At 61.8% G+C, this 26,194-nt stretch carries 19 protein-coding genes and 1 pseudogene; 11 read left to right on the top strand and 9 right to left on the bottom strand.

The window, feature by feature from the left end:
- Positions 1-232: 232 nt before the first annotated feature.
- The 3 genes from HGO40_RS03570 to HGO40_RS03560 form a co-directional block, all read right to left on the bottom strand.
- Entirely contained in the window at positions 233-1,609 is a 1,377-nt protein-coding gene (locus tag HGO40_RS03570) for a DUF3999 domain-containing protein (RefSeq protein ID WP_250961901.1), read from the bottom strand.
- Positions 1,606-5,229, bottom strand: coding sequence for a DUF2339 domain-containing protein (locus HGO40_RS03565; protein WP_250961900.1), 3,624 nt, complete (start codon positions 5,227-5,229; stop codon positions 1,606-1,608). The genes HGO40_RS03570 and HGO40_RS03565 overlap by 4 nt, the downstream gene beginning before the upstream one ends.
- A gap of 291 nt (positions 5,230-5,520) precedes the next feature.
- Positions 5,521-7,971, bottom strand: a complete 2,451-nt coding sequence (locus HGO40_RS03560; protein WP_250961899.1) for a glycogen/starch/alpha-glucan phosphorylase — start codon at positions 7,969-7,971, stop codon at positions 5,521-5,523.
- 254 nt (positions 7,972-8,225) lie between these two features.
- On the opposite strand from HGO40_RS03560, the gene HGO40_RS03555 reads away from it, so the two are divergent.
- Positions 8,226-8,663: a YkgJ family cysteine cluster protein gene (locus HGO40_RS03555; protein ID WP_250961898.1), complete on the top strand. Its 438-nt coding sequence runs from the start codon at positions 8,226-8,228 to the stop codon at positions 8,661-8,663.
- A 224-nt stretch (positions 8,664-8,887) separates the two neighbouring features.
- Here the strand turns inward: HGO40_RS03555 and typA are convergent, their stop codons facing one another.
- Together typA and thiI are read right to left on the bottom strand one after the other, a co-directional pair.
- Positions 8,888-10,708 carry a translational GTPase TypA gene (typA, locus tag HGO40_RS03550; RefSeq protein WP_250961897.1) on the bottom strand — a complete coding sequence of 607 codons (1,821 nt, stop codon included), beginning with the start codon at positions 10,706-10,708 and terminating at the stop codon, positions 8,888-8,890.
- 133 nt (positions 10,709-10,841) lie between these two features.
- Positions 10,842-12,296: a tRNA uracil 4-sulfurtransferase ThiI gene (thiI, locus tag HGO40_RS03545; protein ID WP_250961896.1), complete on the bottom strand. Its 1,455-nt coding sequence runs from the start codon at positions 12,294-12,296 to the stop codon at positions 10,842-10,844.
- A 328-nt stretch (positions 12,297-12,624) separates the two neighbouring features.
- Between thiI and glnA the strand changes: the two genes are divergently transcribed.
- The 6 genes and pseudogenes from glnA (at position 12,625) to ntrC (ending at position 18,904) form a co-directional block, all read left to right on the top strand.
- Positions 12,625-14,031, top strand: a complete 1,407-nt coding sequence (gene glnA, locus HGO40_RS03540; RefSeq protein WP_057449143.1) for a type I glutamate--ammonia ligase — start codon at positions 12,625-12,627, stop codon at positions 14,029-14,031.
- 122 nt (positions 14,032-14,153) lie between these two features.
- Positions 14,154-14,717 (top strand): chorismate mutase, encoded by a 564-nt coding sequence (locus HGO40_RS03535; protein WP_250961895.1) that lies wholly within the window; start codon positions 14,154-14,156, stop codon positions 14,715-14,717.
- 276 nt (positions 14,718-14,993) lie between these two features.
- Positions 14,994-15,512: a DUF4124 domain-containing protein gene (locus HGO40_RS03530; RefSeq protein WP_250961894.1), complete on the top strand. Its 519-nt coding sequence runs from the start codon at positions 14,994-14,996 to the stop codon at positions 15,510-15,512.
- Positions 15,509-16,132 (top strand): DUF4124 domain-containing protein, encoded by a 624-nt coding sequence (locus HGO40_RS03525; protein ID WP_250961893.1) that lies wholly within the window; start codon positions 15,509-15,511, stop codon positions 16,130-16,132. Before HGO40_RS03530 ends, HGO40_RS03525 begins: the two co-directional genes overlap by 4 nt.
- Before the next feature lie 253 nt (positions 16,133-16,385).
- Positions 16,386-17,471: pseudogene (gene glnL / locus HGO40_RS03520) on the top strand (nitrogen regulation protein NR(II)).
- Positions 17,468-18,904, top strand: a complete 1,437-nt coding sequence (gene ntrC, locus HGO40_RS03515) for a nitrogen regulation protein NR(I) (protein ID WP_186706133.1) — start codon at positions 17,468-17,470, stop codon at positions 18,902-18,904. The pseudogene glnL and the gene ntrC overlap by 4 nt, the downstream one beginning before the upstream one ends.
- Positions 18,905-19,423: 519 nt before the next feature.
- Here the strand turns inward: ntrC and HGO40_RS03510 are convergent.
- Positions 19,424-19,864, bottom strand: coding sequence for a hypothetical protein (locus HGO40_RS03510; RefSeq protein ID WP_250961892.1), 441 nt, complete (start codon positions 19,862-19,864; stop codon positions 19,424-19,426).
- On the opposite strand from HGO40_RS03510, the gene trmL reads away from it, so the two are divergent.
- Entirely contained in the window at positions 19,863-20,318 is a 456-nt protein-coding gene (trmL, locus tag HGO40_RS03505; RefSeq protein ID WP_053117534.1) for a tRNA (uridine(34)/cytosine(34)/5-carboxymethylaminomethyluridine(34)-2'-O)-methyltransferase TrmL, read from the top strand. The genes HGO40_RS03510 and trmL overlap by 2 nt on opposite strands.
- A gap of 144 nt (positions 20,319-20,462) precedes the next feature.
- Here the strand turns inward: trmL and secB are convergent, their stop codons facing one another.
- The 3 genes from secB to HGO40_RS03490 are packed head-to-tail and all read right to left on the bottom strand — an operon-like array spanning position 20,463 to position 21,655.
- On the bottom strand, positions 20,463-20,945 hold the full coding sequence (gene secB / locus HGO40_RS03500; RefSeq protein ID WP_058546235.1) for a protein-export chaperone SecB: 483 nt from the start codon (positions 20,943-20,945) through the stop codon (positions 20,463-20,465).
- Positions 20,946-20,985: 40 nt separating this feature from the next.
- A complete protein-coding gene (gene grxC, locus HGO40_RS03495) occupies positions 20,986-21,240 on the bottom strand; it encodes a glutaredoxin 3 (protein WP_186710850.1) in 255 nt (84 codons plus the stop codon).
- 1 nt (position 21,241) lies between these two features.
- Positions 21,242-21,655 (bottom strand): rhodanese-like domain-containing protein, encoded by a 414-nt coding sequence (locus HGO40_RS03490; protein ID WP_186710851.1) that lies wholly within the window; start codon positions 21,653-21,655, stop codon positions 21,242-21,244.
- Between the two features lie 152 nt (positions 21,656-21,807).
- Between HGO40_RS03490 and gpmI the strand changes: the two genes are divergently transcribed.
- The 3 genes from gpmI (at position 21,808) to HGO40_RS03475 (ending at position 26,194) form a co-directional block, all read left to right on the top strand.
- On the top strand, positions 21,808-23,337 hold the full coding sequence (gpmI, locus tag HGO40_RS03485; protein ID WP_250961891.1) for a 2,3-bisphosphoglycerate-independent phosphoglycerate mutase: 1,530 nt from the start codon (positions 21,808-21,810) through the stop codon (positions 23,335-23,337).
- 216 nt (positions 23,338-23,553) lie between these two features.
- A complete protein-coding gene (locus HGO40_RS03480; protein ID WP_186710853.1) occupies positions 23,554-24,846 on the top strand; it encodes a murein hydrolase activator EnvC family protein in 1,293 nt (430 codons plus the stop codon).
- Between the two features lie 31 nt (positions 24,847-24,877).
- Positions 24,878-26,194: a S41 family peptidase gene (locus tag HGO40_RS03475; RefSeq protein ID WP_250961890.1), complete on the top strand. Its 1,317-nt coding sequence runs from the start codon at positions 24,878-24,880 to the stop codon at positions 26,192-26,194.

Below are 26,194 nucleotides of genomic sequence, written 5' to 3'. Positions count from 1 at the left end.
ACGGCTCCGAATAATAGGGGGCGGAAAACCCGCGCAGTTTAGCGCGAGTCGGGACTTAATTCCTCCTATGAGACGGGATATGGAGGATTGAGTTCACGGCGCAGCGGTTCGCCTGGGTATTTCTGTTGAATGACAGGGCGCCATCGCGAGCAAGCTCGCTCCCACAGTTGACCGAGTTCTTCCGAGGAACACGGTCCAGTGTGGGAGCGAGCTTGCTCGCGATGAACACACCTCAGCTCTTGACCGGCGGCTTGCGCAGCAGGCTGAAAGCCATCGCCGCGAGGAACAGCACGCTCAGCAGCAGCCCCGCCCACCAGCCGATTTTCTTCCAGTTGGTATCGACCGTCGCCGGCACAGCGGCAGCGGCCGTAACCGGCGGCGAAGTGGCCGAGCCGTTCACCGTCGCCGTCCCCAACGCCGCCAGGCGCGACGGTTTGTAATCGGGCACCAACGTGGTCAATGGCAAGCTGGCCGCCTTGGCTGTCGCGCTGCCCAGCGCCAGGCGGTAGGGGCCTTCGCCCCGCGCCAGGAACACCACTTGGGTCGGACGCACGGCAAAGCGCAACGCCGGGGCTTCGGTTCCCAGGCCACCGCCGCGCTCGTCCACGGTCAATTTCAGTTGCTGCACGGTCTGGCCGGACAGTTGCAGACGGTTTTGCAGCACGTCCTGGCCGTTCTGGGTCAGGCGATAAAGCAAACCAGCGCCCAGCGGCTGCCACGGATGGCTGCTTTCGCGGCGGCCAGCCAGGGTCACCGGCGCCAGGCTGTTGGCTTGGCTCAGTTCGACCTCCACCTGTTCGATGTTCAGCCCCATGGGCAGCTGCCAGGTGTATTCACCGGTCTTCGTCGTGCTGCCGGCCAACGGCTGCGACCAGGCCAGTGGCAACGGCAGGTTTTCGCGGCTGGCGCTTTGCAACTGGGCCGAGGTCAGCACCGGCGCCGAGGACGGCGCATCCCACAGCGGCCGCAGATAGCGCGCCGGCTGCCCCGGCAGATTCACTTCATGCTGTTCGACCTGCTCGTCGGCAAAGGTCAGGCGCGCCACCTGGCCTTCGCCCCATGACTGCCAGTGCTGCAAATCGTCGCTGGCTTCGATGGTGAATCGCTGGAAACCGTCGCGCTCACTGGTCCAGTCGAGGATCAACTGCTGCAGCGGTGCCTTGATCGCACTGGCATCCAACAACCAGCCACGCAACGCCTCTTCCCCGGCTTCGAGCCGGCTGGCGGGTTGGACTTCAACCAGGGTGCCGTTGGCGTTCGATTGCACCCGCACGCTGGGCGCGCGCTCGTTGTCATCGGCGGCGTTGTACAGCGGGAACCACTTCACGTCGGTGAAGGTGCGGTTTTCCCGACTCTGAGCCGACTCGCGCACCAAGGCGTAGGCCTGGGCCTGGCCGGCGGCGTTGAAGACTCGCAAGTCGCTCAGGTCGGTCTGCCGCGCTTGCAATTGAACGTCCAATGGCAAAGGGAGGCGATACCACGGTCCTTCGCCGCTCAAGGCCAACGGCACCTGATGGGCGAAATCCGCCGGTTGCTCCTGGGCCGTAGCCGACAAGGCCACCCACAACCCGACCACACCCAGCCCGATCCGATTCAACGTGCGACTCAAGATGACACTCCCTCCCTGACAGGCATCGGCGGCTCGACCGGTGAGGCCGTTTCCGGGCGTTTTGGCGGCAGCGGCGCGAAGTAGCCCACCACCAGCAACAACCCGCCCACGCCGATAAACGACACGATCCGCGCCAGACCGCCACGGTTACTCAATTCGACAAAGAACAGCTTCGCCACGACCACGGCGATCAACGCCGCGCCCACCAGCCACACTTCTCGACGATGGCGCAGGTGACCACCGATCATCAGGCCCAGGGCGATCAGGGTCCAGACAATGGACAAGCCGGCCTGCACGAACATTGACTCGAGCAGCGCATCCAGCTCGTACGGGACCCCCATCCACTGGTGAGCCGTACGCATCACCAGGGCAGTGAAGACCGCGAACAGCGACACACCGGCGATCAACTGGGCGATGTACCCGACGCGACTCCAGCGGTTCGTCGATTGCGCCACGGCGTTGCGGGCCCACACATAGATACCGAACAAGGCGAACAGCAGGCCCAGTTCCAGGGGATTGAGCAACGGCACATAAGGCAGTGGCTCTGAGTTGCCATCGCTGAAGGTGTTGGTCAGCCAGAACCAACCGAGCATCAACAGCGCCATGGGCGCCGCCGCGTAGACCCGGTATTCGCGCGGCTGGGCCGAGACCGGCCATGGCAAGGTACGCGGCGTGGCCATCAGCACCAGGTACAAGCCCGGCAGGATCGCCCAGGCCAGCCAGCGCCAGGCATTGTACTGCTCGGACAGCAACAGCAGGCCGTAACGCAACTCCAGCATCAACACCGCCATCAGCAACCAGCAACCGAGGACGTGGGCCGTACTGCGCGCCTGCGCCGGCAGCGTCTCGGCCAGGCGCTTGAGCGAGAGGAAATGCACGGCGAATACCGCCAGCCAGGCCAGCCAGCCACCGTTCGCCGCCGGGTGGTAATGGCTGTGCCCCGTTGCCACCAGCACACAACCCGCCGCCGGGATCAACAAGGTGCACAGCAGCCCCAGCGCCGGCCATTTCAAGCGCAGCGACAACACGCTCCACACCGCCACGCTGAGCGCCGCGACCGTCAACAGCAAGCTGCCTTGCAGGTTCGCCGGGGCGAAGCGCAGCACTTCGCTGACCCACGCCAGCGCCCACCAACCGGCGCCCCAGATCAGCAACAGCTCGGACAGGCGCTGCAAGCTCAAGGCATCGAGTTCCTGCGCGGCATGCGCCCGTTGCAGGCGCCATGCCCCCACCAGCGCTGCCAGCCCCAGCACCAACGGCGTCCAGAAGCCGCTATGGGCCAGGGGCCGCAGGTCCTCGGCATTGAGCGGCCCCAACAGCGCCGGCCCCGCCGTCAGGAACGCCGCACCGCCCAGCAGTTGCAGCAGCAGGCCGAAGACAAAGCTCACCCGTTGTTTCAGGTACAGGCTCAGCCAGATGATCAACAGGCCGCTGGCCGCCCATACGCCGCTCGCCGTTTGCCACGGCAGGACGAACAGCACCGCGAGATTGATCAGCACCAGCCCCGCCAGCAATACCACCGCCAAGCCGCGCAGCAGCCGGACATCGTTGCGCACCATGTCGTCGCGCGCCGCCAGCACCATGCCGCCGATCAACGCCAGGCCGATCAGCGAGGCACTGAGCAAACCGCTCCAACCCGCGCTGAACACCGCTGAGGCATCGCCCTCGGCACCTTGCAAGCGCAACAGGAACAGCGCGCCGCCGAGCAATTGCACCGCAAACGCCGTGAACAGGAAGCTACGCGATTGCAGGCGCAGGCCGACAAACAGCGTCGCCAAACCGGCGAGGGCCCAGGCAATGGCGGTGCCGTGGGTGAGGAAGAACAGCGGTGCCAGCAGATAGAGGAAACTCAGCCCCAGCACCGCCAGCATCGGCCGGCCTTGGCGTTCCCAATGCGAACAGTGTCCGGGCTCAGCCTTGAGCAACTGGTAGAAGGTGAACAGCAAGGCGCCGCCGAGCATCAATGCTCCCAGCGGTGAACCATCGAGCAGGCTGCCGTCGCCAGTGCGCAACTCGCTGCGGAACGCCAGTGCCGAGCCCACTTGCAGCAACAAGGCAAAAGCCCGGGCCAATGGACGTTGCTGGCGCCGGCCCAGCCAGTAGATTCCCGCGCCTTCCACGGCCCACGCCGCCGCGGTCCAACGGGCATCGAGCCCCCACGGGATCGCCCGGCTGGCAAAAATCACCCCCCGGGCCAGGCAGGTTTCCGCCAACAGCAGGGCGCGCCCACCCATCAATAGCCGAGCCAGGCCCATGTAGATCATGCCCAGGGCCAGGGCGCTGAAGGCGGCGGCGAATTCCAGGTGCTGCACCAACGCGAACTGCAAGCCGAAGCCCACCAGCGGCGGGCCGAAGAGCATGCTGCCGTCCACGTAATCGCCCTTGCGCGCCGACCAGCGCAGCAACGCCTCGCGGCTAGCGTCTTCGGGAGCGTCGCTCATTTCCAACAATTTGCGCCGCGTGAACAGCAAGCCAATCGCCAGGTAGATGAGGAAGAACAGGATCAGGAACGGCTCGGTGCTCCACAGCAGTTCCGGTGTGTAGGAACGCAGGCCCCAGGCGAAACCGATGCCGAAGGTGCCGACAAAACCGATCAGGTTGAGCAGGCGCCAGGCCTTGAACCAGGCGATCGCGAGGATGCCGGCATTGAGCAGGATGAAATAGCTGAACAGGGCAACGTGGTTGCCGCTGCCGGTGGAGGTCAGGATCGGGGCGGCAAACCCGCCCAGCGCCGCCGCAGCAGCCAAGCCCATGGCGTTCTGGGTAACCGCGAGGATCGCCGAGAACACCGTGACCGCCACCAGCAAACCCAGGGCCGCCTTGGAGTCGAGCAACGGATGCAGGCGCATGGCGGCGAACACCGTCAGGTACAGCACGGCGATCCCGGTCCCCTGGAGCATCAGCGCATAACTGCTGTTGCGTTGGCGCAACCACCAGCCCAGGCCCAGCAGGCCCAACGCACTGGCCGCGACACCGGCGTAACGCACTTCGATCGGCACCACCATGCCTTCGGTGGCGTAGCGCAGCAGGAACGCCAGGCCGAGGAACAACAGCAGCACACCGACTCGCAGCCCGGTATTGCCGCCAACCAGCCAGTTGCGCGCGCCCGGCACGGCGCGGTCGAACAGATTCGGGCCGCGCGGGGCCGCCGGCTCCGCAGCGATCGGCTCCAGGGGCAAAGGGGCAAAGTCGCGGTTGGCACGTCGACTGGACGTCTCTGGCGCGGGTTTCCAAATGTTCTCGGGCAACGGCTGGCTGGCCTGGCTGGCCATCGCGGAAACGGGTTCGAGGTCTGGCGGCAACTCCCAGACGAGCTGCGGCTCGCTACGCGTCGCGGGCTGCGCGGCCTGGGGCACGGCAACCTCGGGCGCTGGCGTCGGATCAGGTGGCTCGGCCACCTTGCCGCGTTCGAGAACCGCCAGGCGGGCTTCCAGCGTGAGCACGCTCTGCTGGGCTTCCTGCAACAAGATCTGTTGCTTGGCGGCCTGGACTCCCAGGCGCCCCAGTCGAAACGCCTGGGCGATGCCAAGCCCCACCAGTGCGCCTATCAGCGCATCGGCGAACGACTCGTCCACCACCCAGCCGAGTGCCAGGCCCAACAACGTCAAGATCCATTGCATGGTCGATATCCCTAAGCGGCCCGTTGCGGGCGTAACCGGGGTGATGCGGTGCCTGGATCAGTCTAGTGGAAAACCCCCAAGCCCTGTGGGAGCGAGCTTGCTCGCGATGCGGTGTGTCAGGTGACATTAATGTTGCCTGACAGGCTGCTATCGCGAGCAAGCTCGCTCCCACATTGGATGGTTGGCATTTCCAGTACCGAGTCCGGCTGCACAGCCCGGCGAAACTGGCGCCTAGTATATCGACGAAGCCCAACCGCCGTTGGGCTTCGCTCACATTTCTTGCAGTAAAGGCTACTCCAGGGCTTTCCAGATGTCGGTGGCGTATTCCCGAATGGTCCGGTCCGAGGAGAACCAGCCCATGCGCGCGGTGTTGAGCACCGCAGAACGCCACCATTGCTTGGAATCGTGCCACTTCTCTTCGACCTTGGCCTGGGCGTTCCAGTAGGCGTCGAAATCGGCGCAAACCAAGAAGCGGTCGTAATCCACCAACGAGTCCACCAGCCCGGTGTAGCGCATCGGATCGTCCGGCGAGAACACCCCGCCACGAATCGCCTGCAGCACATCGTTGAGCCGATGGGACGCAGCGATGTCCGGCGCGGCGCTGAATTCGCCGTTGCGCTTGCGCGCCTCGACCTGCTCGGCGGTCAGGCCGAAGATGAACATGTGCTCGCCACCGACGCGGTCATGCATTTCCACGTTGGCGCCGTCCATGGTGCCGATGGTCAGCGCACCGTTGAGGCCGAACTTCATGTTGCTGGTGCCCGAAGCTTCGAAACCGGCGGTAGAAATCTGCTCCGACAAATCCGCCGCCGGGATGATGCTTTCGGCCAGGCTGACGTTGTAGTTGGGCAGGAACACCACCTTGAGCAAGCCGCGCACGGTCGGGTCGTTGTTCACCACCCGGGCGATGTCGTTGGTCAGCTTGATGATCAGCTTGGCCTGGTGATAACTGGCGGCGGCCTTGCCGGCGAAGATCTTCACCCGCGGCACCCAGTCCACTTCCGGCTCGGCACGAATCGCCTGGTACAGCGCCACGGTGTGCATCAGGTTGAGCAACTGGCGCTTGTACTCGTGGATCCGCTTGACCTGCACGTCGAACATCGCCGCCGGGTTGACGGCGATGCCCAGTCGCTCGTGAATCAGGTACGCCAGGGCCTTCTTGCTGTGCAGGCGCTGCTCGGCGAACTGCTTGCGAAACGCCGGCTTGTCGGCAAACGGTTCCAGTTCGATCAAGCGCTCCTCGGGGTTGTCGAGCACGCTCGGGCCGAGGGCGTCGACCATCATCGAAGTCAATTCAGCGTTGGCCTGGAACAGCCAGCGGCGGAAGGTGATGCCGTTGGTCTTGTTGTTGATCCGCTCCGGATAGAGTTTGTGCAGCTCGGAGAACACCGTGCTGCGCATCAACTGGGTATGCAGCCCGGACACGCCATTGACGCTGTGGGAACCGAGGAACGCCAGGTTGCCCATGCGCACCCGGCGACCGTTGTCCTCCTCGATCAGCGACACCGCGCGCAGCACGTCGAAATCGTGCACACCCTTGGCCCGCAGCGAATCGATGTGCTGGGCGTTGATCAGGTAGATGATCTGCATGTGCCGGGGCAACATGCGCTCCATCAGCCCCACCGGCCAGGTTTCCAGGGCTTCGGGCAACAGCGTGTGATTGGTATAGGACAGCGTGTCCTGGGTGACCTGCCAGGCCGCGTCCCAGGCCACGTCGTAGACGTCCACCAACTGCCGCATCAACTCGGCCACGGCAATGGACGGGTGCGTGTCGTTGAGCTGGATGGCCGCGTGATCGCCCAAGGTCAGCACCGAGGTGTGCATGTTGCGATGGCGGCGCAGCAAGTCCTGCAACGAGGCGGCGACGAAGAAATATTCCTGGCGCAGGCGCAGTTCCTGCCCGGCTTCGGTGCTGTCGGCTGGGTACAGCACGCGGGAAATACTCTCGGCCCGGGCCACTTCCGCTACCGCGCCCAAGTGGTCGCCGGCATTGAAGCGTTCCAGGTGCAGGTCTTCTACCGCCCGGGCGCGCCACAGGCGCAGGGTGTTGACACTGGCGCCGCGCCAGCCCACCACTGGCGTGTCATAGGCAATGGCCCGCACGGTTTCGGCCGGGGACCAGACCTGGCGGGTCTTGCCGGTGTCGTCGGTCACGGTTTCGACGCTGCCGCCAAAGCCGATCGGGTAGACCACTTCCGGACGCTCGAACTCCCACGGGTTGCCGAAATCCAGCCAGTGCTCGGTCTGCTCCTGTTGCCAGCCATCGACGATCGCCTGGCGGAACAGGCCGTGTTCGTAACGAATACCGTAGCCATGGCCGGCGCTACCCAGTGTGGACATGCTCTCCATGAAGCACGCCGCCAGGCGGCCAAGGCCACCGTTGCCCAGCGCCGCGTCGGGTTCGAGCAGGCGGATGCGCTCCAGGTCCACGCCCAACTCAGTCAAGGCCTCACGGGCGGTGTCCAGCAGGCCGAGGTTGCTCAGGCTGTCGTAGAGCAAGCGACCAATGAGAAATTCCAGGGAAAGGTAATAGACCCGCTTCTGACCCTTGCGGTAGATCTGCCGCGTATGGTCCATCCAGTGTTCGACCATGTGGTCGCGGGCAGCGAGGGCAATGGCTTCGAACCAATCGTGATCAAACGCATGATCGGGGTCCTTGCCGACGGCATAAGTGAGTTTGGTCAACACGGCGTCGCGAAATGCTGCAACTTCAGCTTCGCGAACAAGTGGTTCTTGAGTCATTGATAGGACCTCGAACGAGCATGGAATTGTCTGAGCCTAGACGGTCTGACAGACGGTACAGGCTCTTGGTTCGGTGGATTTCCCCGAGTGCCGGAGAATCGCCGCCATGAAATTGCCGGATGGCCGAATGAATGCAGGGGCCGTGCCGGTCCGGACAGGTTTTACCGGGATGCAAAAAAAACCGGCAGATGGTCGTTCAAACTTTCACCAGTCCCGGTATGATCGCGCGCCCTGATGCATGCTGGTAAACCGTGATGATGAAGCCCAACCTGATCGCCGCCGCGGAGATCGACCGACTCGATACCTGGGCCAAGTACTCCGCCCCGATGTGCGGTTCCTGCGTGTCGAGCTGCTGCACGCTGCCGGTGGAGGTCAAGATCAAGGACCTGATCCGCATCGGCATCGTCGATGAGTTCGATCTGGGCGACCCGCCAAAGAACATCGCCAAGCGCCTGCAAAAGGAAGGGATCGTCGAGCGCTACAACCAGAAGTCGGAAATCTTCACGCTCCAGCGCATGAGCAACAACGATTGCCTTTATCTGGATCGCAAGAGCCGGCTGTGCACCATTTACGAGAAGCGCCCGGACACCTGCCGCAACCATCCTCGGGTCGGGCCACGGCCGGGCTATTGCGCCTACAAGCCCAAGGAAGTGGAGCGCGAGCGCAATCCACGGACGTTGGATCGATTCTGATCAGCCGTTGGTTATCTAGCGCCTGAACCATCGCCATCGCGAGCAAGCTCGCTCCCACAGGGGATTCATGTCGGACACAAAATCTGTATCCGCTGAAGATCTACTGTGGGAGCGAGCTTGCTCGCGATAGGGCCCTGACAGCCGCCACATAACTTCCAGGCATAAAAAAACGCCCCCGATCTCACGACCGGGGGCGTTTTTTTAGCTGCTAACTAAGTCGAAACTCAGTTGCCGCTTTTCTTGGCAGCGCGGGTACGCTCGCTTTCGCCAAGGATTTTCTTACGCAGGCGAATCGACTTAGGCGTCACTTCACACAGCTCGTCTTCCTGCACGAACTCCAGCGCTTGTTCCAGGGTGAACTTGACCGGCGGAACCAGGGCGATGGTTTCGTCCTTGCCCGAAGCACGCATGTTGTCGAGCTTCTTGCCTTTGGTCGGGTTCACGCCCAGGTCGTTGTCGCGGCTGTTCAGGCCGACGATTTGACCTTCGTAGATATCCTGGCCGTGCTCGACGAACAGCTTGCCGCGCGCTTGCAGGGTTTCCAGCGAGTAGGTCAGGGCCTTGCCGGTGGCAACCGATACCAGCACGCCGTTCTGACGGCCGGACATGTCGCCGGACTTCATCACGTCGTAACGATCGAAGATCGAGGTCAGGATGCCGCCACCGGAGGTCAGGGTCAGGAACTCGTTACGGAAACCGATCAGGCCACGGGCCGGGATGTTGTACTCAAGGCGCACACGGCCCTTGCCATCCGGAACCATGTTGGTCAGGTCGCCTTTACGCAGGCCCATTTGTTCCATGATCGCGCCCTGGGATTCTTCCGGCAGGTCGATGGTCACGTTTTCGTACGGTTCGTGCTTGACGCCATCGACCATGCGGATGATTACTTCAGGACGACCCACGCCCATTTCGAAGCCTTCGCGACGCATGGTTTCGATCAGTACCGAGAGGTGCAGCTCACCACGGCCAGAGACCTTGAACTTGTCGGCCGAGTCGCCTTCTTCAACGCGCAGGGCAACGTTGTAGAGCAGCTCTTTGTCCAGGCGTTCCTTGATGTTACGGCTGGTCACGAACTTGCCTTCGCGGCCGCAGAACGGCGAGTCGTTGACCTGGAAGGTCATCGAAACGGTAGGTTCGTCAACGGTCAGCGGCTTCATCGCTTCGACGTTCAGTGGGTCGCACAGGGTGTCGGAGATGAACAGCTGGTCGAAGCCGCTGATGCAGACGATGTCGCCGGCCGCTGCTTCTTCGACGTCGATGCGGTGCAGGCCGTGGTGACCCATCAGCTTGAGGATACGACCGTTGCGCTTCTTGCCTTCAGCGTCGATGGCGACCACCGGGGTGTTCGGCTTGATGCGACCACGGGCGATACGGCCAACACCGATCACACCCAGGAAGCTGTTGTAGTCCAGTGCCGAGATCTGCATCTGGAACGGACCGTCACGGTCGACTTTCGGTGCCGGTACGTCGTCGACGATCGACTGGTACAGCGGGGTCATGTCTTCCGCCATGGCGGTGTGGTCCAGGCCGGCAATGCCGTTCAGGGCCGAGGCGTAGACGACTTTGAAGTCCAGCTGTTCTTCGGTGGCACCCAGGTTGTCGAACAGGTCGAAGATCTGGTCCAGAACCCAGTCCGGACGCGCGCCTGGACGGTCAACCTTGTTGATGACCACGATCGGACGCAGGCCGGCTTCGAACGCCTTCTTGGTCACGAAACGGGTTTGCGGCATAGGGCCGTCTTGAGCGTCAACCAGCAGCAGTACGGAGTCGACCATCGACATCACGCGCTCTACTTCACCACCGAAGTCGGCGTGGCCCGGGGTGTCCACGATGTTGATGTGGTAGCCGTTCCAGTTGATGGCGGTGTTTTTCGCCAGGATGGTAATACCGCGCTCTTTTTCCTGGTCGTTGGAGTCCATCACGCGCTCGTCGTTGAGCTCGTTGCGCTCCAGGGTGCCGGATTGACGCAAGAGTTTGTCTACCAGGGTGGTCTTACCATGGTCAACGTGAGCAATGATGGCGATGTTGCGTAGATTTTCGATCACTTGTGTATCTCGATCAGAGGATTCGGTGTGCTGACAGGTCGTGGCAGCGATTTACGTTGAGTCCGACAGTTACAGCGTGTCGGCGGCGTCGGGGGGCCGGTGACGCAGGCCACAGGCAATCAGCCCCGGGCACTTAGCTCGGTCGATAAACGCGCACATTGGCATGCCCCTCACTGAGCAAATGGTGGGCATGCAGGCGACTCATCACGCCTTTGTCGCAATACAGCAGGTACTGGCGAGTAGGGTCCAGTTCCTTGAAACGCGCGTTCACTGCATAGAACGGCATCGTTTTTACCTCGATGCCGGCGACACTCAGCGGGTCGTCTTCAGCGTCATCCGGATGGCGGATGTCGATGATGATCTGACCGGCCAACGCTTCGCCGACTTCTTCAATTTGAACATCCTGGCCCAATTCATCGATCACCCGATCGATCGGCACCAGCCTGGCGTTTTCGAGCGCTCGCTCGAGCACCGCCATGTCGAATTCTTTCTCTTCGTGCTCTACCCGCCCGCGCTTGGCCGCCGTCTTCGGATTGACCGAGATGACGCCACAGTACTCGGGCATGTGCCGGGCAAACTCGGCGGTGCCGATTTCATTGGCCTGGTCGATGATGTCCTGCTTGTGGCTGGCGATCAGTGGACGCAAGACCAGCTTCTCGGTCACGCAGTCGATCACCGACAGGTTCGGCAACGTCTGGCTCGACACCTGGGAGATCGCCTCGCCGGTCACCAGCGCGTCGATTTGCAGGCGGTCGGCAATTCGTGAAGCGGCGCGCAACATCATACGCTTCAAAATGACGCCCATATGACTGTTATCGACTTTGCCGAGAATCTCGCCCAGGACTTCCTCGAACGGCACACTCACAAATAACACGCGTTGGGAGCTGCCGTACTTCTTCCAGATGAAGTGCGCCACTTCCATCACGCCCAATTCATGGGCGCGCCCGCCCAGGTTGAAGAAGCAGAAATGGCTCATCAACCCGCGACGCATGATCTGGTAGGCGGCTACCGTGGAGTCGAAGCCACCGGACATCAGCACCAGGGTCTGCTCCAGCGAACCCAGCGGATAACCGCCGATGCTGTTGTGCTGGCTGTGGATCACGAATAGCCGCTGGTCGCGAATTTCGATGCGGACTTCGACTTCCGGATCTTTCAACGAAATACCGGCCGCGCCGCATTGCCGGCGCAATTGGCTGCCGACGTACTTCTCCACATCCATCGAGCTGAACGCGTGCTTGCCCGCACGCTTGCAACGCACCGAAAAGATCTTGCCGGTCAGTGCGTCACCATAATGAAGCATGCACTTGGCAAGGATGTCGTCGAAATCACCCAACGGGTATTCGTCGACTTGCAGAAAATGCGCGATGCCCGGCATGCAGCTCAGGCGCTCGGTCATTTCCTTCAGGACCTTGGGTTCGCTGACACGGGTTTCCAGCTCGAGGTTGTCCCACACGCCATTCACCACCACAGCCGGGTCCAGGTCTCGGAGCACAGCACGGATGTTCTTGGCCAACTGGCGGATGAAACGCATCCGTACCGGGCGGCTCTTGATGGTGATCTCGGGGAAGACTTTTACGATTAGTTTCATGAAAACAGCGCGCGAACGGCCAGCCGAAAAAGGGGGGCGCGGATTATAGCGGAAATTGCTCAAGGTTTAACCAGTTTCTGTGCAGATGGTTTTACATGCACCAAAACAGGTCATTATCGATTGACGGCGCCACATTGCAGTGCGTTATTGTCTGACAATCTGTGATTTACGCCTTTAAAAGCGTGGATTTGGTGCAAAAAACCCATGCTGGGGCACTGGCATGCAATTTGCTCCCTTGTGAGGCAGGTTGCCTTGGCAGAGTATTCGCGCCGGCATCACCCATATCTAAGGGCACTCCACTACCCGCCCGAAGCCACCCGGAGGACATATGTCGAAGTCGGTTCAACTCATCAAAGATCATGACGTCAAGTGGATTGATCTGCGCTTCACTGACACCAAAGGCACTCAACATCACGTGACCATGCCGGCCCGTGATGCGCTGGACGACGAATTCTTCGAAATCGGCAAGATGTTCGACGGTTCCTCCATCTCCGGCTGGAAAGGCATCGAAGCCTCCGACATGATCCTGATGCCGGACGACGAAACCGCCGTCCTGGACCCGTTCACCGAAGAGCCGACCCTGATCCTGGTCTGCGACATCATCGAACCTTCGACCATGCAAGGCTATGACCGCGACCCACGCGCCATCGCCCACCGTGCCGAGGAATACCTGAAGTCCACCGGTATCGGCGACACCGCTTTCTTCGGCCCTGAGCCTGAGTTCTTCATCTTCGACTCGGTCAAGTTCAAGTCCGACATCTCCGGCTCCATGTTCAAGATCTTCTCCGAACAAGGTTCGTGGATGTCCGACCAGGACGTGGAAGGCGGCAACAAAGGCCACCGTCCAGGTATCAAGGGCGGTTACTTCCCGGTTCCACCGTTCGACTTCGACCACGAAATCCGTACCTCCATGTGCAACGCACTGGAAGAAATGGGCCAGACCGTCGAAGTTCACCACCACGAAGTGGCGACTGCCGGCCAGAACGAAATCGGCGTGAAATTCAACACGCTGGTCAAGAAGGCTGACGAAGTACAGACCCTCAAGTACTGCGTACACAACGTGGCTGACGCCTTCGGCCGCACCGCGACCTTCATGCCGAAGCCTCTGTACGGCGACAACGGTTCGGGCATGCACGTCCACATGTCGATCTCCAAGGACGGCAAGAACACCTTCGCAGGCGAAGGCTATGCCGGCCTGTCGGACACCGCCCTGTACTTCATCGGCGGTATCATCAAGCACGGTAAGGCCCTGAACGGCTTCACCAACCCGTCGACCAACTCCTACAAGCGTCTGGTCCCAGGCTTCGAGGCTCCGGTCATGCTGGCCTACTCGGCTCGCAACCGTTCCGCCTCGATCCGTATTCCTTACGTGAACAGCCCTAAAGCCCGCCGTATCGAAGCACGCTTCCCGGATCCGGCTGCCAACCCGTACCTGGCCTTCGCTGCACTGATGATGGCCGGCCTGGATGGTATCCAGAACAAGATCCACCCTGGCGATGCCGCTGACAAAAACCTGTATGACCTGCCGCCTGAAGAGGCCAAGGAAATCCCACAGGTCTGTGGCAGCCTGAAAGAAGCCCTGGAAGAGCTGGACAAGGGCCGTGCGTTCCTGACCAAGGGCGGCGTATTCAGCGATGACTTCATCGACGCTTACATCGCACTGAAAAGCGAAGAAGAAATCAAGGTTCGCACCTTCGTACACCCACTGGAATATGAGCTGTACTACAGCTGCTGATCCAGTAAGCGCCGCCACGCACGGCGTGAACTAAAGAGAGGCCTCCTTCGGGAGGCCTTTTTTATGGGGGCAGGTTAAGTGCATGATGCCTCGTCGCTCCCCCACAGAAGACGAGACTGACCATGACGTTGCGCTTCAAGCTCTGCCTTGCCCTGTCTGCCGCGCTGCTGGCTACCACCGCCGAAGCCGCCTCGACCCGCGCCCCTGACGACCTCACCCCGCTGCTCAACGCCATTGGCGAACGCCTGGCCATCGCCGACCAGGTAGCGTTGAGCAAATGGGACAGTGGCAAACCTGTGGAGGACCGTCAGCGCGAGCGTGAAGTCATTGCCGCCGCCGTTGCCCAGGCGCCGGCCTACAAGTTGAGTGGTGAAACCGTGGAAGCGTTTTTCGCCGCCCAGATAGAAGCCAACAAAATGGTGCAATACATCAACTTGTCCGACTGGGCCCTGGACGGCAAGGCCCCGGACCTGCCACGCCCGGACTTGGTAGGCGAGATCCGCCCACAACTTGATCGACTGCAAAAACGCCTATTGCAGCAACTGGCCGATTTCGCCCCCTACCGCACCGACCCGCACTGCCCGCAATGGCTGGCCCGAGCCACCCACCACAACAAACAGCACCCGATACACAGGCTCGCCTTGATCCGGGCAACCGGCGGACTGTGTATCTCCCCGAAATCCTGAGCCCCCCCTCCCACAGTGGTTTTGCATCGAGCCCAAGATGTGTGCTCACAACCGATCCCCTGTGGGAGCGAGCTTGCTCGCGATGAGGCCGGCACATCCAACACCCCAATGACTGACACGCCGCTATCGCGAGCAAGCTCGCTCCCACAATGGTTTTGCATCGGGCTCAAGATGTGTGCTCACAGCAAATCCCCTGTGGGAGCAACACAACAACTGGGCCAACCATCCGCCCTGGCCTATGCTGCATCCATCACTCTGGTTTTCGGTTGATTTCCCATGGGTCGCGGTTTTTTAATCATCCTGTTGTTGCTGCTGGCGCTGCCTGCCGCCGCGCATATCTACAAGTACACCGACGCCGAGGGCAACACCGCCTACAGCAACCAGCCGCCCCAAGGCGTACCGGCGCAGACAGTGGAGTTGCCACCGCTCAACAGCATCGAACGTCAATCCCCAACCAGCCCGGACACCCCACCAGCCCCCGCGAACAGCGACGAACCGCGCAATGCCTATGAGATCCTGGAACTGATCGACATCCCCACCGAGGAGGCCCTGCGTGCCAACAACGGCACCTTCACCGTGGGCGTGCGTGCCCAACCGCGCCTGCGCAGCCCCCATCTGTTCCGTTTGCTGCTGGACGGACAGCCCTACGGCCAGCCGAGCAACGTGCCGCGCCTGCAATTGATGAATATCGATCGGGGCGAACACAGCCTGGCGGTTCAGGTCATCGACGGAGAGAACCTTGTGCAGCAAAGCGAAACCGTCACGTTCACCGTGCAACGGGTGCACCGACCATGATCCGCTGGTGGCTCGCCCTTGGCCTGGCATTGGCGGCGCTGCCCGGGGTGGCGCAGGTCTACACCTACATCGATGCCCAGGGTAATCGTGTGTTCACCGATCAGCCGCGCCCTGGCAACGCAAAGAAAGTCCAAGTGTCACCCGGCAACCGGATGCCGACGCCGCCGGCGAGCACACCCTCGGCGCCTGCGGCCGAAGCCCGGCCCGAGCCGCTGTTCCATTACGAAATGCTCCGGCTGTTGATACCCGAGCCGGACGCGACAATACGCAGCACCGCAGGCGAACTGATCGTCAGCGTCACCAGCGAGCCCGGCCTTAAAAAAGGCCACCGCTACCGGCTGTTGCTCGACGGCCAGCCGACGGGCGCGCCGGGGCCGAGCCCGGTATTCGCCTTGAGTAACATCGACCGGGGCAGCCATCATCTGGCGGTGGAAATCCTTGACGAGCAGGACCGCATCGTCGAGCGCACCGCCAACCAGCCCTTCCACATGCAGCGCATGTCCCTGGCGCAAAAGCGCCGCATCAAGCCCTGCGCCACGGCCGACTACGGTCAACGGCCCGAGTGCCCTCTCGCCGAAAAACCTGAAGAAGAAAAAAGCAGCATCTTGCCGTTCTTCTAACACCACCCAGACCGACGCACTATATTGGTGCAATAGCTTGCACGATACCCAGATCCAAAACCCATTTTGGTTCGAAAGTACCCGAAAAAGCTGGCAGAACGCCACGCAACCGACCGAAAAACACCCTTTTGAGGCTCTAAACGCTTCTTTTCGGAGCCTTGGTTTGGTTTTTGCATTTTCCTCGCAACAGCGCATTAATCGCGCGCGCAATTTGGGATCGGTCCCCAGTTGCTACGCTCCAAAAGAGGTCCTGATGACCATTAGCGACGCACTACACCGCTTGCTGCTCGACAACCTCACCACCGCGACCATCCTGCTCGACGCAGAATTGCGCCTCGAGTATATGAACCCGGCGGCGGAGATGCTCCTGGCCGTCAGCGGCCAGCGCAGTCACGGGCAGTTCATCAGCGAGCTGTTCACCGAATCCGCCGAAGCGCTCAACTCCCTGCGCCAAGCGGTGGAGCAGGCCCACCCGTTCACCAAGCGTGAGGCGATGCTCACCGCCCTGACCGGCCAGACCCTGACCGTGGATTACGCAGTCACGCCGATCCTGAACAACGGTGCCACTTTGCTGCTGCTGGAAGTCCATCCCCGTGATCGGCTGCTGCGCATCACCAAGGAAGAGGCGCAATTGTCCAAGCAGGAAACCAGCAAGATGCTGGTGCGCGGCCTCGCCCATGAGATCAAGAATCCCCTCGGCGGGATACGTGGCGCGGCGCAGTAGCTCGCCCGCGAACTGCCGGAAGAAAGCCTCAAGGACTACACCAACGTCATCATCGAAGAAGCCGACCGCCTGCGGAACCTGGTGGACCGCATGCTTGGCTCGAACAAGCTGCCATCCCTGGCGATGTGCAACGTCCATGAAGTGCTGGAACGTGTCGGCAGCCTGGTGGAAGCCGAAAGCCAGGGCTGCATCACCTTGGTGCGCGACTATGACCCGAGCATTCCCGATGTCTTGATCGACCGCGAACAAATGATCCAGGCCGTACTGAACATCGTGCGCAACGCCATGCAGGCCATCAGCAGCCAGAACGAACTGCGCCTGGGCCGCATCAGCCTGCGGACCCGCGCCATGCGCCAATTCACCATCGGCCATGTGCGCCATCGCCTGGTGACCAAGATCGAAATCATCGACAACGGCCCGGGCATCCCAGCCGAGCTGCAGGAAACCATCTTTTTCCCCATGGTCAGCGGCCGTCCGGACGGTACCGGGCTGGGCCTGGCCATTACCCAGAACATCATCAGTCAGCATCAGGGCTTGATCGAATGTGAGAGCCACCCCGGCCACACCACCTTCTCGATCTTCCTGCCACTGGAACAAGGAGCCACATCGACATGAGCCGTAGTGAAACCGTGTGGATCGTCGATGACGACCGTTCTATCCGTTGGGTCCTGGAAAAAGCCTTGCAACAGGAAGGCATGACCACCCAGAGCTTCGACAGCGCCGACGGGGTGATGAGTCGCCTGGCGCGTCAGCAACCGGACGTCATCATCTCCGACATCCGCATGCCGGGCGCCAGCGGCCTGGATCTGTTGGCGCGAATTCGCGAACAGCATCCGCGGCTGCCGGTGATCATCATGACCGCCCATTCCGACCTGGACAGCGCCGTGGCGTCTTACCAGGGCGGCGCTTTTGAATACCTGCCCAAGCCATTCGACGTCGACGAAGCGGTGTCGCTGGTCAAGCGCGCCAACCAGCACGCCCAGGAGCAACAGGGCCTGGAAGAAGTGCCGGCCCTGGCCCGCACCCCGGAAATCATCGGCGAAGCTCCGGCGATGCAGGAAGTGTTTCGCGCCATCGGGCGCTTGAGCCACTCCAACATCACCGTGCTGATCAACGGCGAGTCGGGCACCGGCAAGGAACTGGTGGCCCACGCCCTGCATCGCCACAGTCCACGGGCGGCGTCGCCGTTCATCGCGCTGAACATGGCGGCGATTCCCAAGGACTTGATGGAGTCCGAACTGTTCGGCCACGAGAAAGGCGCGTTCACCGGCGCGGCCAACCTGCGCCGTGGGCGTTTCGAGCAAGCCGACGGCGGCACGCTGTTCCTCGATGAAATCGGAGACATGCCGGCTGACACCCAGACCCGCCTGTTGCGCGTATTGGCCGATGGCGAGTTCTATCGGGTCGGCGGCCATACGCCGGTCAAGGTCGATGTGCGCATCATCGCCGCGACCCACCAGAACCTGGAAACCCTGGTGCACGCCGGCAAATTCCGTGAGGACTTGTTCCATCGCCTGAACGTGATCCGCATCCATATCCCGCGCCTGGCGGACCGTCGTGAAGACATCCCGACCCTGGCCCGGCACTTCCTCAGCCGCGCGGCCCAGGAACTGGCGGTCGAGCCCAAGCTGCTCAAGAGCGAAACCGAGGAATACCTCAAGAACCTGCCATGGCCGGGCAACGTGCGCCAGTTGGAGAACACCTGCCGCTGGATCACGGTGATGGCTTCGGGTCGCGAGGTGCACATCAGCGACCTGCCGCCGGAGCTGTTGAGCCTGCCGCAGGATTCGGCCCCGGTGACCAACTGGGAACAAGCCCTGCGCCAGTGGGCCGACCAGGCCCTGGCCCGTGGCCAGTCGAGCCTGTTGGACAGTGCCGTGCCCAGCTTCGAGCGGATCATGATCGAAACCGCCCTCAAGCACACCGCCGGTCGCCGCCGCGATGCGGCCGTGCTACTGGGCTGGGGCCGCAATACCTTGACCCGCAAGATCAAGGAATTGGGGATGAAGGTCGATGGTGGGGATGATGATGACGGGGATGAGGGCTGATCAGCCTTTGACCCTTCGCTGAATTTGGAGGCCCCATCGCGAGCAAGCTCGCTCCCACAGGTTTTGTGAACGACACAGAGCTACCGTGGGAGCGAGCTTGCTCCGGGCGGCGATCCGACGATGCTTTTAAAGGCTTCATGCACCGCATCAATGCACTGCGAACCGCAATTGCACATGCACCACAAGCCAAACCCCATCGGCACAGCTCGAAAAAAAACGCACAAACAAAAGCAAAAGCCCCGGAATACGGGGCTTTTCACATCACCAGCGGTCTTTTTGTGACAAACCATTTAAAACTGGCACGCCCCCTGCAATAGCTAGATCACTACCCAGTTTAGGGGACCTTGGTACAGGCAGGCCGGGGATTCCCCATTTTATACGGGCTCAGCGAGCCCACTGTTTTGGGGGCCTTGATTCAGGCAGGTCAAGGTTTCCCTTCTTTACACCCAGGGCCACGCGCTCAGCGCGAGCCCTCCCGTTTTGGGGACCTTGGTACAGGCAGGCCGGGGATTCCCTCTTTTATTGCTCCTGGAGACGGATCTCCAACCGCCAGCGGTCATCGACTTCGCTGCCGGTCCACTCCCCTCGCAACGGACGCGCCGCCACCAGCGTCAGCAACAACCCCTTGTCACTCAAGCGCACCCGCCAGTTCACGTCCTTGCCGTTGACTTTCAACTGGCCCTTCTGCGGCCGGCCTTCTGCCTGGAGCAGCAGCGCCACCGAGCCGTCGACGATTTCCCCATGGAGCTTGGGTTCATTGTTGAACCAGGCCACCAGCGCCCCGTCTGTCACTTCGACCTGTTGCAACGCGCTCGGGTCGGGCGTGGTCAGGCGCCCGATCATCAGCCCCACCATCATGCCGACGATCGCCAACGACCCCATCACCCGAGGCAATAGCTTCGAACGTCGGTCGGTTTGCGGCGTAGAATGCCGCTCATCTTTATCTGCGGAGCCGTGCATGTTTCACGTCATCCTTTTTCAACCGGAAATACCGCCCAATACCGGCAACGTCATCAGGCTGTGCGCCAACAGCGGCTGCCACCTGCATTTGATCGAACCGCTGGGCTTCGACATGGACGACAAGCGCTTGCGCCGGGCCGGCCTCGACTATCACGAGTATGCCACCTTGCAGCGTCACGCCGACCTCGCCAGTTGCCTGGAGAGCCTCGGGCATCCGCGCCTGTTCGCCTTTACCACCAAGGGTTCGCGGCCGTTCCATGACGCCAGCTTCGTCGCTGGTGATGCGTTCCTGTTCGGCCCGGAAAGCCGTGGCCTGCCGGCTGACGTGCTGGACGCCCTGCCCGCCGAGCAGCGCCTGCGCCTGCCAATGCGCGAAGGCTGCCGCAGCCTGAACCTGTCCAACACCGTGGCGGTGGCGGTTTATGAGGCGTGGCGGCAGAACGGCTTCGCCTGAGCCCTGGCTGCCAGCCAGAAACACCTGTGGGAGCGAGCTTGCTCGCGATAGCATTGGGTCAGTCAGCTTTGATGTCGACTGATACACCGCCATCGCGAGCAAGCTCGCTCCCACAGGTTTTGTATTCAGGCGTTGGAGCGCCGTTTACTGAACGGTCGCGCCGCCTTCCTGTTGCATGCGCTGCAGTTCTTGCGCGTACAGGGCATCGAAGTTCACCGGAGCCAGCATCAGGGCCGGGAACGAACCGCGGGTCACCAGGCTGTCCAGGGTTTCGCGGGCGTATGGGAACAGGATGTTCGGGCAGAACGCGCCCAGGGTGTGGCTCATCGAAGCGGCGTCCAGGTTCTTGATCAGGAAGATACCGGCCTGTTGCACTTCGGCGATGAACGCCACTTCGTCACCGTTCTTCACGGTCACCGACAGGGTCAGCACCACTTCGTGGAAGTCATCTTCCAGGGCTTTCTGACGGGTGTTCAGGTCCAGGCCTACGCTCGGCTCCCACTGCTGGCGAAAGATCGCCGGGCTTTTCGGGGCTTCAAAAGACAGGTCGCGAACGTAAATGCGCTGCAAGGAGAATTGCGGTGCGGCTTCTTCTTCAGTGGCAGCTGTGTTCTGTTGGTCAGTCATCGCAGATCCTTCTTACTCTCAGGTTCTATTAATTGGGAATTCAGGCCTTGAGCAGCGCGTCGAGCTTGCCGGCGCGCTCCAGGGCGAACAGGTCATCGCAACCGCCCACGTGGGTGTCGCCGATCCAGATCTGCGGCACGGAGGTGCGCCGGGCCTTCTGGGTCATTTCGGCGCGCAGTTGCGGCTTGCCGTCGACCTTGATCTCTTCGAAAGCCACGCCTTTGTTCTGGAGCAGGTGCTTGGCTCGGGAGCAATAAGGGCAGTAATCGCTGGAATAGACAACTACGTGGGGCATGTCACTTCACCAGGGGCAGATTGTCGGCTTTCCAGCTCGCAACGCCACCGGACAGTTTGGCGGCGGTGAAGCCGGACTTCATCAGTTCGCGGGCAAGGGTACCGGCCTGCTGGCCCTGGGCGTCCACCAGAATCAGTGTCTTGGCCTTGTGTTTTTCCAGTTCGGCCGCACGAGCGATCAGTTTGTCCTGAGGAATGTTCAGCGCGCCGACAATGTGACCGGCGGCGTAGTCCTTGCTCGGGCGGATATCGACCACGACGCCGGCGTCCTTGTTGACCAGCGCGGTCAGCTCGCCGGTGCTCAGGCTGCGTCCGCCGCCCTGCATCGTGTGGGCAACCAGCAACGCCAGCAGTACGACGAAGATACCGACGAGAATGTAGTGGTTAGTGGCAAATTCAATCAGGTGAGCAACCATCGAAGGAGGTTCCAGGGCGTTAAAATGTCGGCCAGTATACACAGCACGCAAGGCCGGCCAAACCCCGCCCGGCGGTGACGCCGTCGGAACTTACCTTTAAACTGCCCGTCCCTTTTCCATCGTCTTCTTTTAACCCGCCACGAGTGGATTCCATGACTACCACGCCTAAACCTTTGGTCCTGATGATTCTCGACGGCTTCGGTCACAGTGACAGCCACGAATCCAACGCCGTGTATTCGGCCAACAAGCCGGTGCTGGACCGTTTGTGGGCCACCGTACCCAACGGCCTGATCTCCGGCAGCGGCATGGATGTCGGCCTGCCGGACGGGCAGATGGGCAACTCCGAAGTCGGCCACATGAACCTCGGCGCAGGCCGTGTGGTGTACCAGGACTTCACCCGCGTGACCAAATCGATCCGCGACGGCGAATTTTTCGAAAACCCGACCATCTGCGCCGCCGTGGATAAAGCCGTGGCCGCCGGCAAGGCCGTACACTTCATGGGCCTGTTGTCCGACGGCGGCGTGCACAGCCACCAGGACCACCTGGTCGCCATGGCCGAACTCGCTGCCAAGCGCGGTGCTGAAAATATTTATCTGCACGCCTTTCTCGATGGCCGCGATACGCCACCGAAGAGCGCCGAGTCGTCGATCAAAGTATTGGACGACGCGTTCAAGGCGCTGGGCAAAGGCCGGATCGCCAGCCTGATCGGTCGCTACTTCGCCATGGACCGGGATAACCGCTGGGACCGAGTCGCCCAGGCTTACAACCTGATCGTCGATGGCAATGCCGAGTTTCACGCCGCCACCGCGCAAGAAGGCCTGCAAGCCGCCTACGAGCGCGGCGAAAGCGACGAATTCGTCAAGGCCACCACCCTCGGCGCGCCGGTTAAAGTCGAAGACGGCGATGCCGTGGTGTTCATGAACTTCCGCGCCGACCGCGCCCGCGAACTGACCCGCGTATTTGTCGAAGACGATTTCAAGGAATTCGAACGCGCCCGCCTGCCGAAACTGGCCGGTTTCGTGATGCTGACTCAATACGCCGCCAGCATTCCCGCGCCATCGGCCTTCGCCGCCGGCAGCCTGGAAAATGTGCTCGGCGACTACCTGGCGAAAAACGGCAAGACCCAGCTGCGCATCGCCGAGACCGAAAAGTACGCCCACGTGACGTTCTTTTTCTCCGGTGGCCGTGAAGAACCTTTCCCGGGTGAGGAACGCATCCTGATCCCGTCGCCAAAAGTCGCCACCTACGACCTGCAACCGGAAATGAGCGCGCCGGAAGTGACCGACCGCATCGTCGATGCCATCGAGAACCAGCGCTACGACGTCATCGTTGTCAACTATGCCAACGGCGACATGGTGGGCCATAGCGGCGTGTTCGAGGCGGCAGTCAAGGCCGTGGAATGCCTGGACACCTGCGTGGGTCGCATCGTCGAGGCTTTGGAAAAAGTCGGCGGGGAAGCGTTGATCACGGCCGACCACGGCAACGTCGAGCAGATGTCCGACGAATCCACCGGCCAGGCCCACACCGCCCACACCACCGAGCCGGTGCCGTTCATCTATGTCGGCAAGCGTGACTTCAAGGTTCGCGACGGCGGCGTGCTGGCTGACGTAGCGCCGACCATGCTGATGTTGCTGGGCATGGAGAAGCCGGCGGAGATGACCGGGACTTCGATCCTGGTCTGACCCAACACATACCAATGTGGGAGCGACCTTGCTCGCGATAGCGGTATTACAGTCAACATCTATGTTGGATGTCATGGCCTCATCGCGAGCAAGCTCGCTCCCACAGGGTTCAAGGTGTTTTTTCGGCCAGTTATCACACAGCCCCAAATGGGCGTTTTTTTTGCAGCGTGGGGCGGGCATACTAGGCCGTCCCGTTCCCTGGTGTCGCCCGCCTCTATGCTTCGCGTCCTGATAGCCCTCGCTCTGACCTGCCTGCTTCAACCGGCCTTTGCCGACGAGCGCGCGCAAACCCAACAGCAGTTGGAAGCCACGCGCCAGGACATTGCCGAGCTGAAAAAGCTGCTGGGCAAGTTGCAGGAAGAAAAATCCAGCGTGCAGAAAGACCTGCGCGGCACCGAAACCGAGATGGGCAAGCTGGAGAAGCAGGTCGACGCCCTGCAAAAAGAGCTGAAGAAAAGCGAATCCGAGCTGCAGCGGCTCGATGGAGAGAAAAAAAAACTCCAGGGCGCGCGCACTGAGCAGCAAAAGCTGATCGCCATCCAGGCCCGGGCCGCCTACCAGAACGGTCGCCAGGAATACCTCAAGCTGCTGCTCAACCAACAGAACCCCGAGAAATTCGCCCGCACCCTCACTTATTACGACTACCTGAGCCAGGCCCGCCTGGAGCAACTCAAGAATTTCAACGAAACCCTGCGCCAGCTGGCCAATGTCGAAAAAGACATCGAGCTGCAGCAAGCCCAGTTGCTGGTGCAGAAAAGCAGCCTCGACACCCAGCGTGAAGAACTCGAGAAGGTTCGCAAGGAGCGCCAGGTGGCCCTGGCCAAGCTCAATGACGACGTGAAGGCCCGCGACAGCAAGCTCAAGGCTCGCGAGCAGGACCAGGCCGAACTGGCCAACGTGTTGAAAACCATCGAGGAAACCCTGGCCCGCCAGGCTCGAGAGGCAGAAGAAGCGCGTCAGAAAGCGCTGATCGCCCAGCAGGAAGCCGAAAAAAAGCGCTTACGTGAAGCACAGGCCGACGCGGACGCCGGCGACGCCCCGCGCAAACCGGCAAAAACCAGCCCCGGCGCGCTGGTTTCCAGTGATGGCGAAACCTTCGGCGGTGCTTTTGCTTCAGCCCGAGGCAAACTTCCATGGCCGGTCAATGGTCGATTGCTTGCGCGCTTCGGCGAAACCCGCGGCGACGACACCCGTACCAAGTGGGACGGGGTCATGATCAGCGCTTCCGCCGGCAGCCAGGTGCATGCCGTGCATGGCGGGCGCGTGGTATTCGCCGACTGGTTGCGTGGCGCCGGCCTATTGGTGATCCTCGATCACGGCAACGGTTACTTGAGCCTGTACGGCCACAACCAGACGCTGCTCAAGGCGGCGGGCGATGTGGTCAAGGCCGGTGAGTCCATCTCCACGGTCGGCAACAGTGGCGGGCAGGATACGCCAGCGCTGTATTTCGCTATTCGTCAGCAGGGTCGCCCCAGCGACCCGGCCCAATGGTGTCGTGCGCAAGGATAGCGCGCCCATCCTATTAAGGAGTTCGTTCGACATGCTGCATTTGTCCCGCCTCACCTCGCTGGCCCTGACGATCGCCCTCGTGATCGGTGCGCCCCTGGCTTTTGCCGCCGAACCGGCCCCATCGGCACCCGCCGCCACCGCCGCGACCACCAAGGCGCCGCTGCCGCTGGACGAACTGCGCACCTTTGCCGAGGTCATGGACCGGATCAAGGCCGCCTATGTCGAGCCCGTGGATGACAAGATGCTGCTGGAGAACGCCATCAAAGGCCTGCTCAGCAATCTTGACCCGCACTCGGCCTACCTGGGGCCGGAGGATTTTGCCGAGTTGCAGGAAAGCACCAGCGGCGAGTTCGGCGGCCTGGGCATCGAAGTCGGCAGCGAAGACGGTTTCGTCAAGGTCGTCTCGCCGATCGACGACACGCCAGCCTCGAAGGCTGGCATCCAGGCTGGTGACTTCATCGTCAAGATCAACGGCCAACCGACCCGCGGCCAGAGCATGACCGAAGCCGTGGACAAGATGCGCGGCAAGATCGGCCAGAAGATCACCCTGACCCTGGTACGCGACGGCGGCACGCCGTTCGATGTGACACTCACCCGGGCGGTCATCCAGGTCAAGAGCGTGAAGAGCCAACTGCTGGAATCGGGCTACGGCTACATCCGTATCACTCAGTTCCAGGTCAAGACCGGCGAAGAAGTCGCCAAGTCCCTGGCCAAGCTGCGCAAGGACAACGGCAAGAAACTCAACGGCCTGGTCCTGGACCTGCGCAACAACCCCGGCGGCGTGCTGCAATCGGCCGTGGAAGTGGTGGACCACTTCATCACCAAGGGCCTGATCGTCTACACCAAGGGGCGCATCGCCAATTCCGAACTGCGTTTCTCGGCCACCGGCAACGACCTGAGCGAAGCCGTGCCATTGGTGGTGCTGATCAACGGCGGCAGTGCCTCGGCCTCGGAAATCGTCGCCGGCGCCCTGCAGGACCAGAAACGCGGCGTGGTCATGGGCACCACCAGCTTCGGCAAGGGCTCGGTGCAGACCGTGTTGCCACTGAACAACGAGCGCGCCCTGAAGATCACCACCGCGCTGTACTTCACGCCTAACGGCCGCTCCATCCAGGCCCAGGGCATCGTCCCGGACATCGAAGTGCGCAAGGCCAAGATCACTAGCGAGGCGGATAGCGAATACTTCAAGGAAGCCGACCTGCAAGGTCACTTGGGCAATGGCAACGGCGGCGCCGACAAACCGACCGGCTCCGGCGCCAAGGCCAAGCCAATGCCGCAGGACGACGACTATCAATTGGCCCAGGCCTTGAGCTTGCTCAAGGGGTTGAACATCACGTCCGGCCGCTGA

Origin of the sequence: Pseudomonas sp. CG7, assembly GCF_023701885.1 — a bacterium.
GTDB classification, from domain to species: domain Bacteria; phylum Pseudomonadota; class Gammaproteobacteria; order Pseudomonadales; family Pseudomonadaceae; genus Aquipseudomonas; species Aquipseudomonas zanjanensis.
The sequence above is the reverse complement of the archived record's forward strand: the minus strand, read 5'-3'. Positions and strand labels throughout refer to the sequence as shown.

Bases quoted from the DNA above. Each gene is read 5' to 3' on its own strand.
- HGO40_RS03565 (WP_250961900.1), bottom strand. From the start codon at position 5,229: ATGCAATGGATCTTGACGTTGTTGGGCCTGGCACTCGGCTGGGTGGTG.
- HGO40_RS03560 (WP_250961899.1), bottom strand. From the start codon at position 7,971: ATGACTCAAGAACCACTTGTTCGCGAAGCTGAAGTTGCAGCATTTCGC.
- HGO40_RS03555 (WP_250961898.1), top strand. From the start codon at position 8,226: ATGATGAAGCCCAACCTGATCGCCGCCGCGGAGATCGACCGACTCGAT.
- thiI (WP_250961896.1), bottom strand. From the start codon at position 12,296: ATGAAACTAATCGTAAAAGTCTTCCCCGAGATCACCATCAAGAGCCGC.
- glnA (WP_057449143.1), top strand. From the start codon at position 12,625: ATGTCGAAGTCGGTTCAACTCATCAAAGATCATGACGTCAAGTGGATT.
- HGO40_RS03535 (WP_250961895.1), top strand. From the start codon at position 14,154: ATGACGTTGCGCTTCAAGCTCTGCCTTGCCCTGTCTGCCGCGCTGCTG.
- HGO40_RS03530 (WP_250961894.1), top strand. From the start codon at position 14,994: ATGGGTCGCGGTTTTTTAATCATCCTGTTGTTGCTGCTGGCGCTGCCT.
- HGO40_RS03525 (WP_250961893.1), top strand. From the start codon at position 15,509: ATGATCCGCTGGTGGCTCGCCCTTGGCCTGGCATTGGCGGCGCTGCCC.
- ntrC (WP_186706133.1), top strand. From the start codon at position 17,468: ATGAGCCGTAGTGAAACCGTGTGGATCGTCGATGACGACCGTTCTATC.
- trmL (WP_053117534.1), top strand. From the start codon at position 19,863: ATGTTTCACGTCATCCTTTTTCAACCGGAAATACCGCCCAATACCGGC.
- HGO40_RS03510 (WP_250961892.1), bottom strand. From the start codon at position 19,864: ATGCACGGCTCCGCAGATAAAGATGAGCGGCATTCTACGCCGCAAACC.
- secB (WP_058546235.1), bottom strand. From the start codon at position 20,945: ATGACTGACCAACAGAACACAGCTGCCACTGAAGAAGAAGCCGCACCG.
- grxC (WP_186710850.1), bottom strand. From the start codon at position 21,240: ATGCCCCACGTAGTTGTCTATTCCAGCGATTACTGCCCTTATTGCTCC.
- HGO40_RS03490 (WP_186710851.1), bottom strand. From the start codon at position 21,655: ATGGTTGCTCACCTGATTGAATTTGCCACTAACCACTACATTCTCGTC.
- gpmI (WP_250961891.1), top strand. From the start codon at position 21,808: ATGACTACCACGCCTAAACCTTTGGTCCTGATGATTCTCGACGGCTTC.
- HGO40_RS03480 (WP_186710853.1), top strand. From the start codon at position 23,554: ATGCTTCGCGTCCTGATAGCCCTCGCTCTGACCTGCCTGCTTCAACCG.
- HGO40_RS03475 (WP_250961890.1), top strand. From the start codon at position 24,878: ATGCTGCATTTGTCCCGCCTCACCTCGCTGGCCCTGACGATCGCCCTC.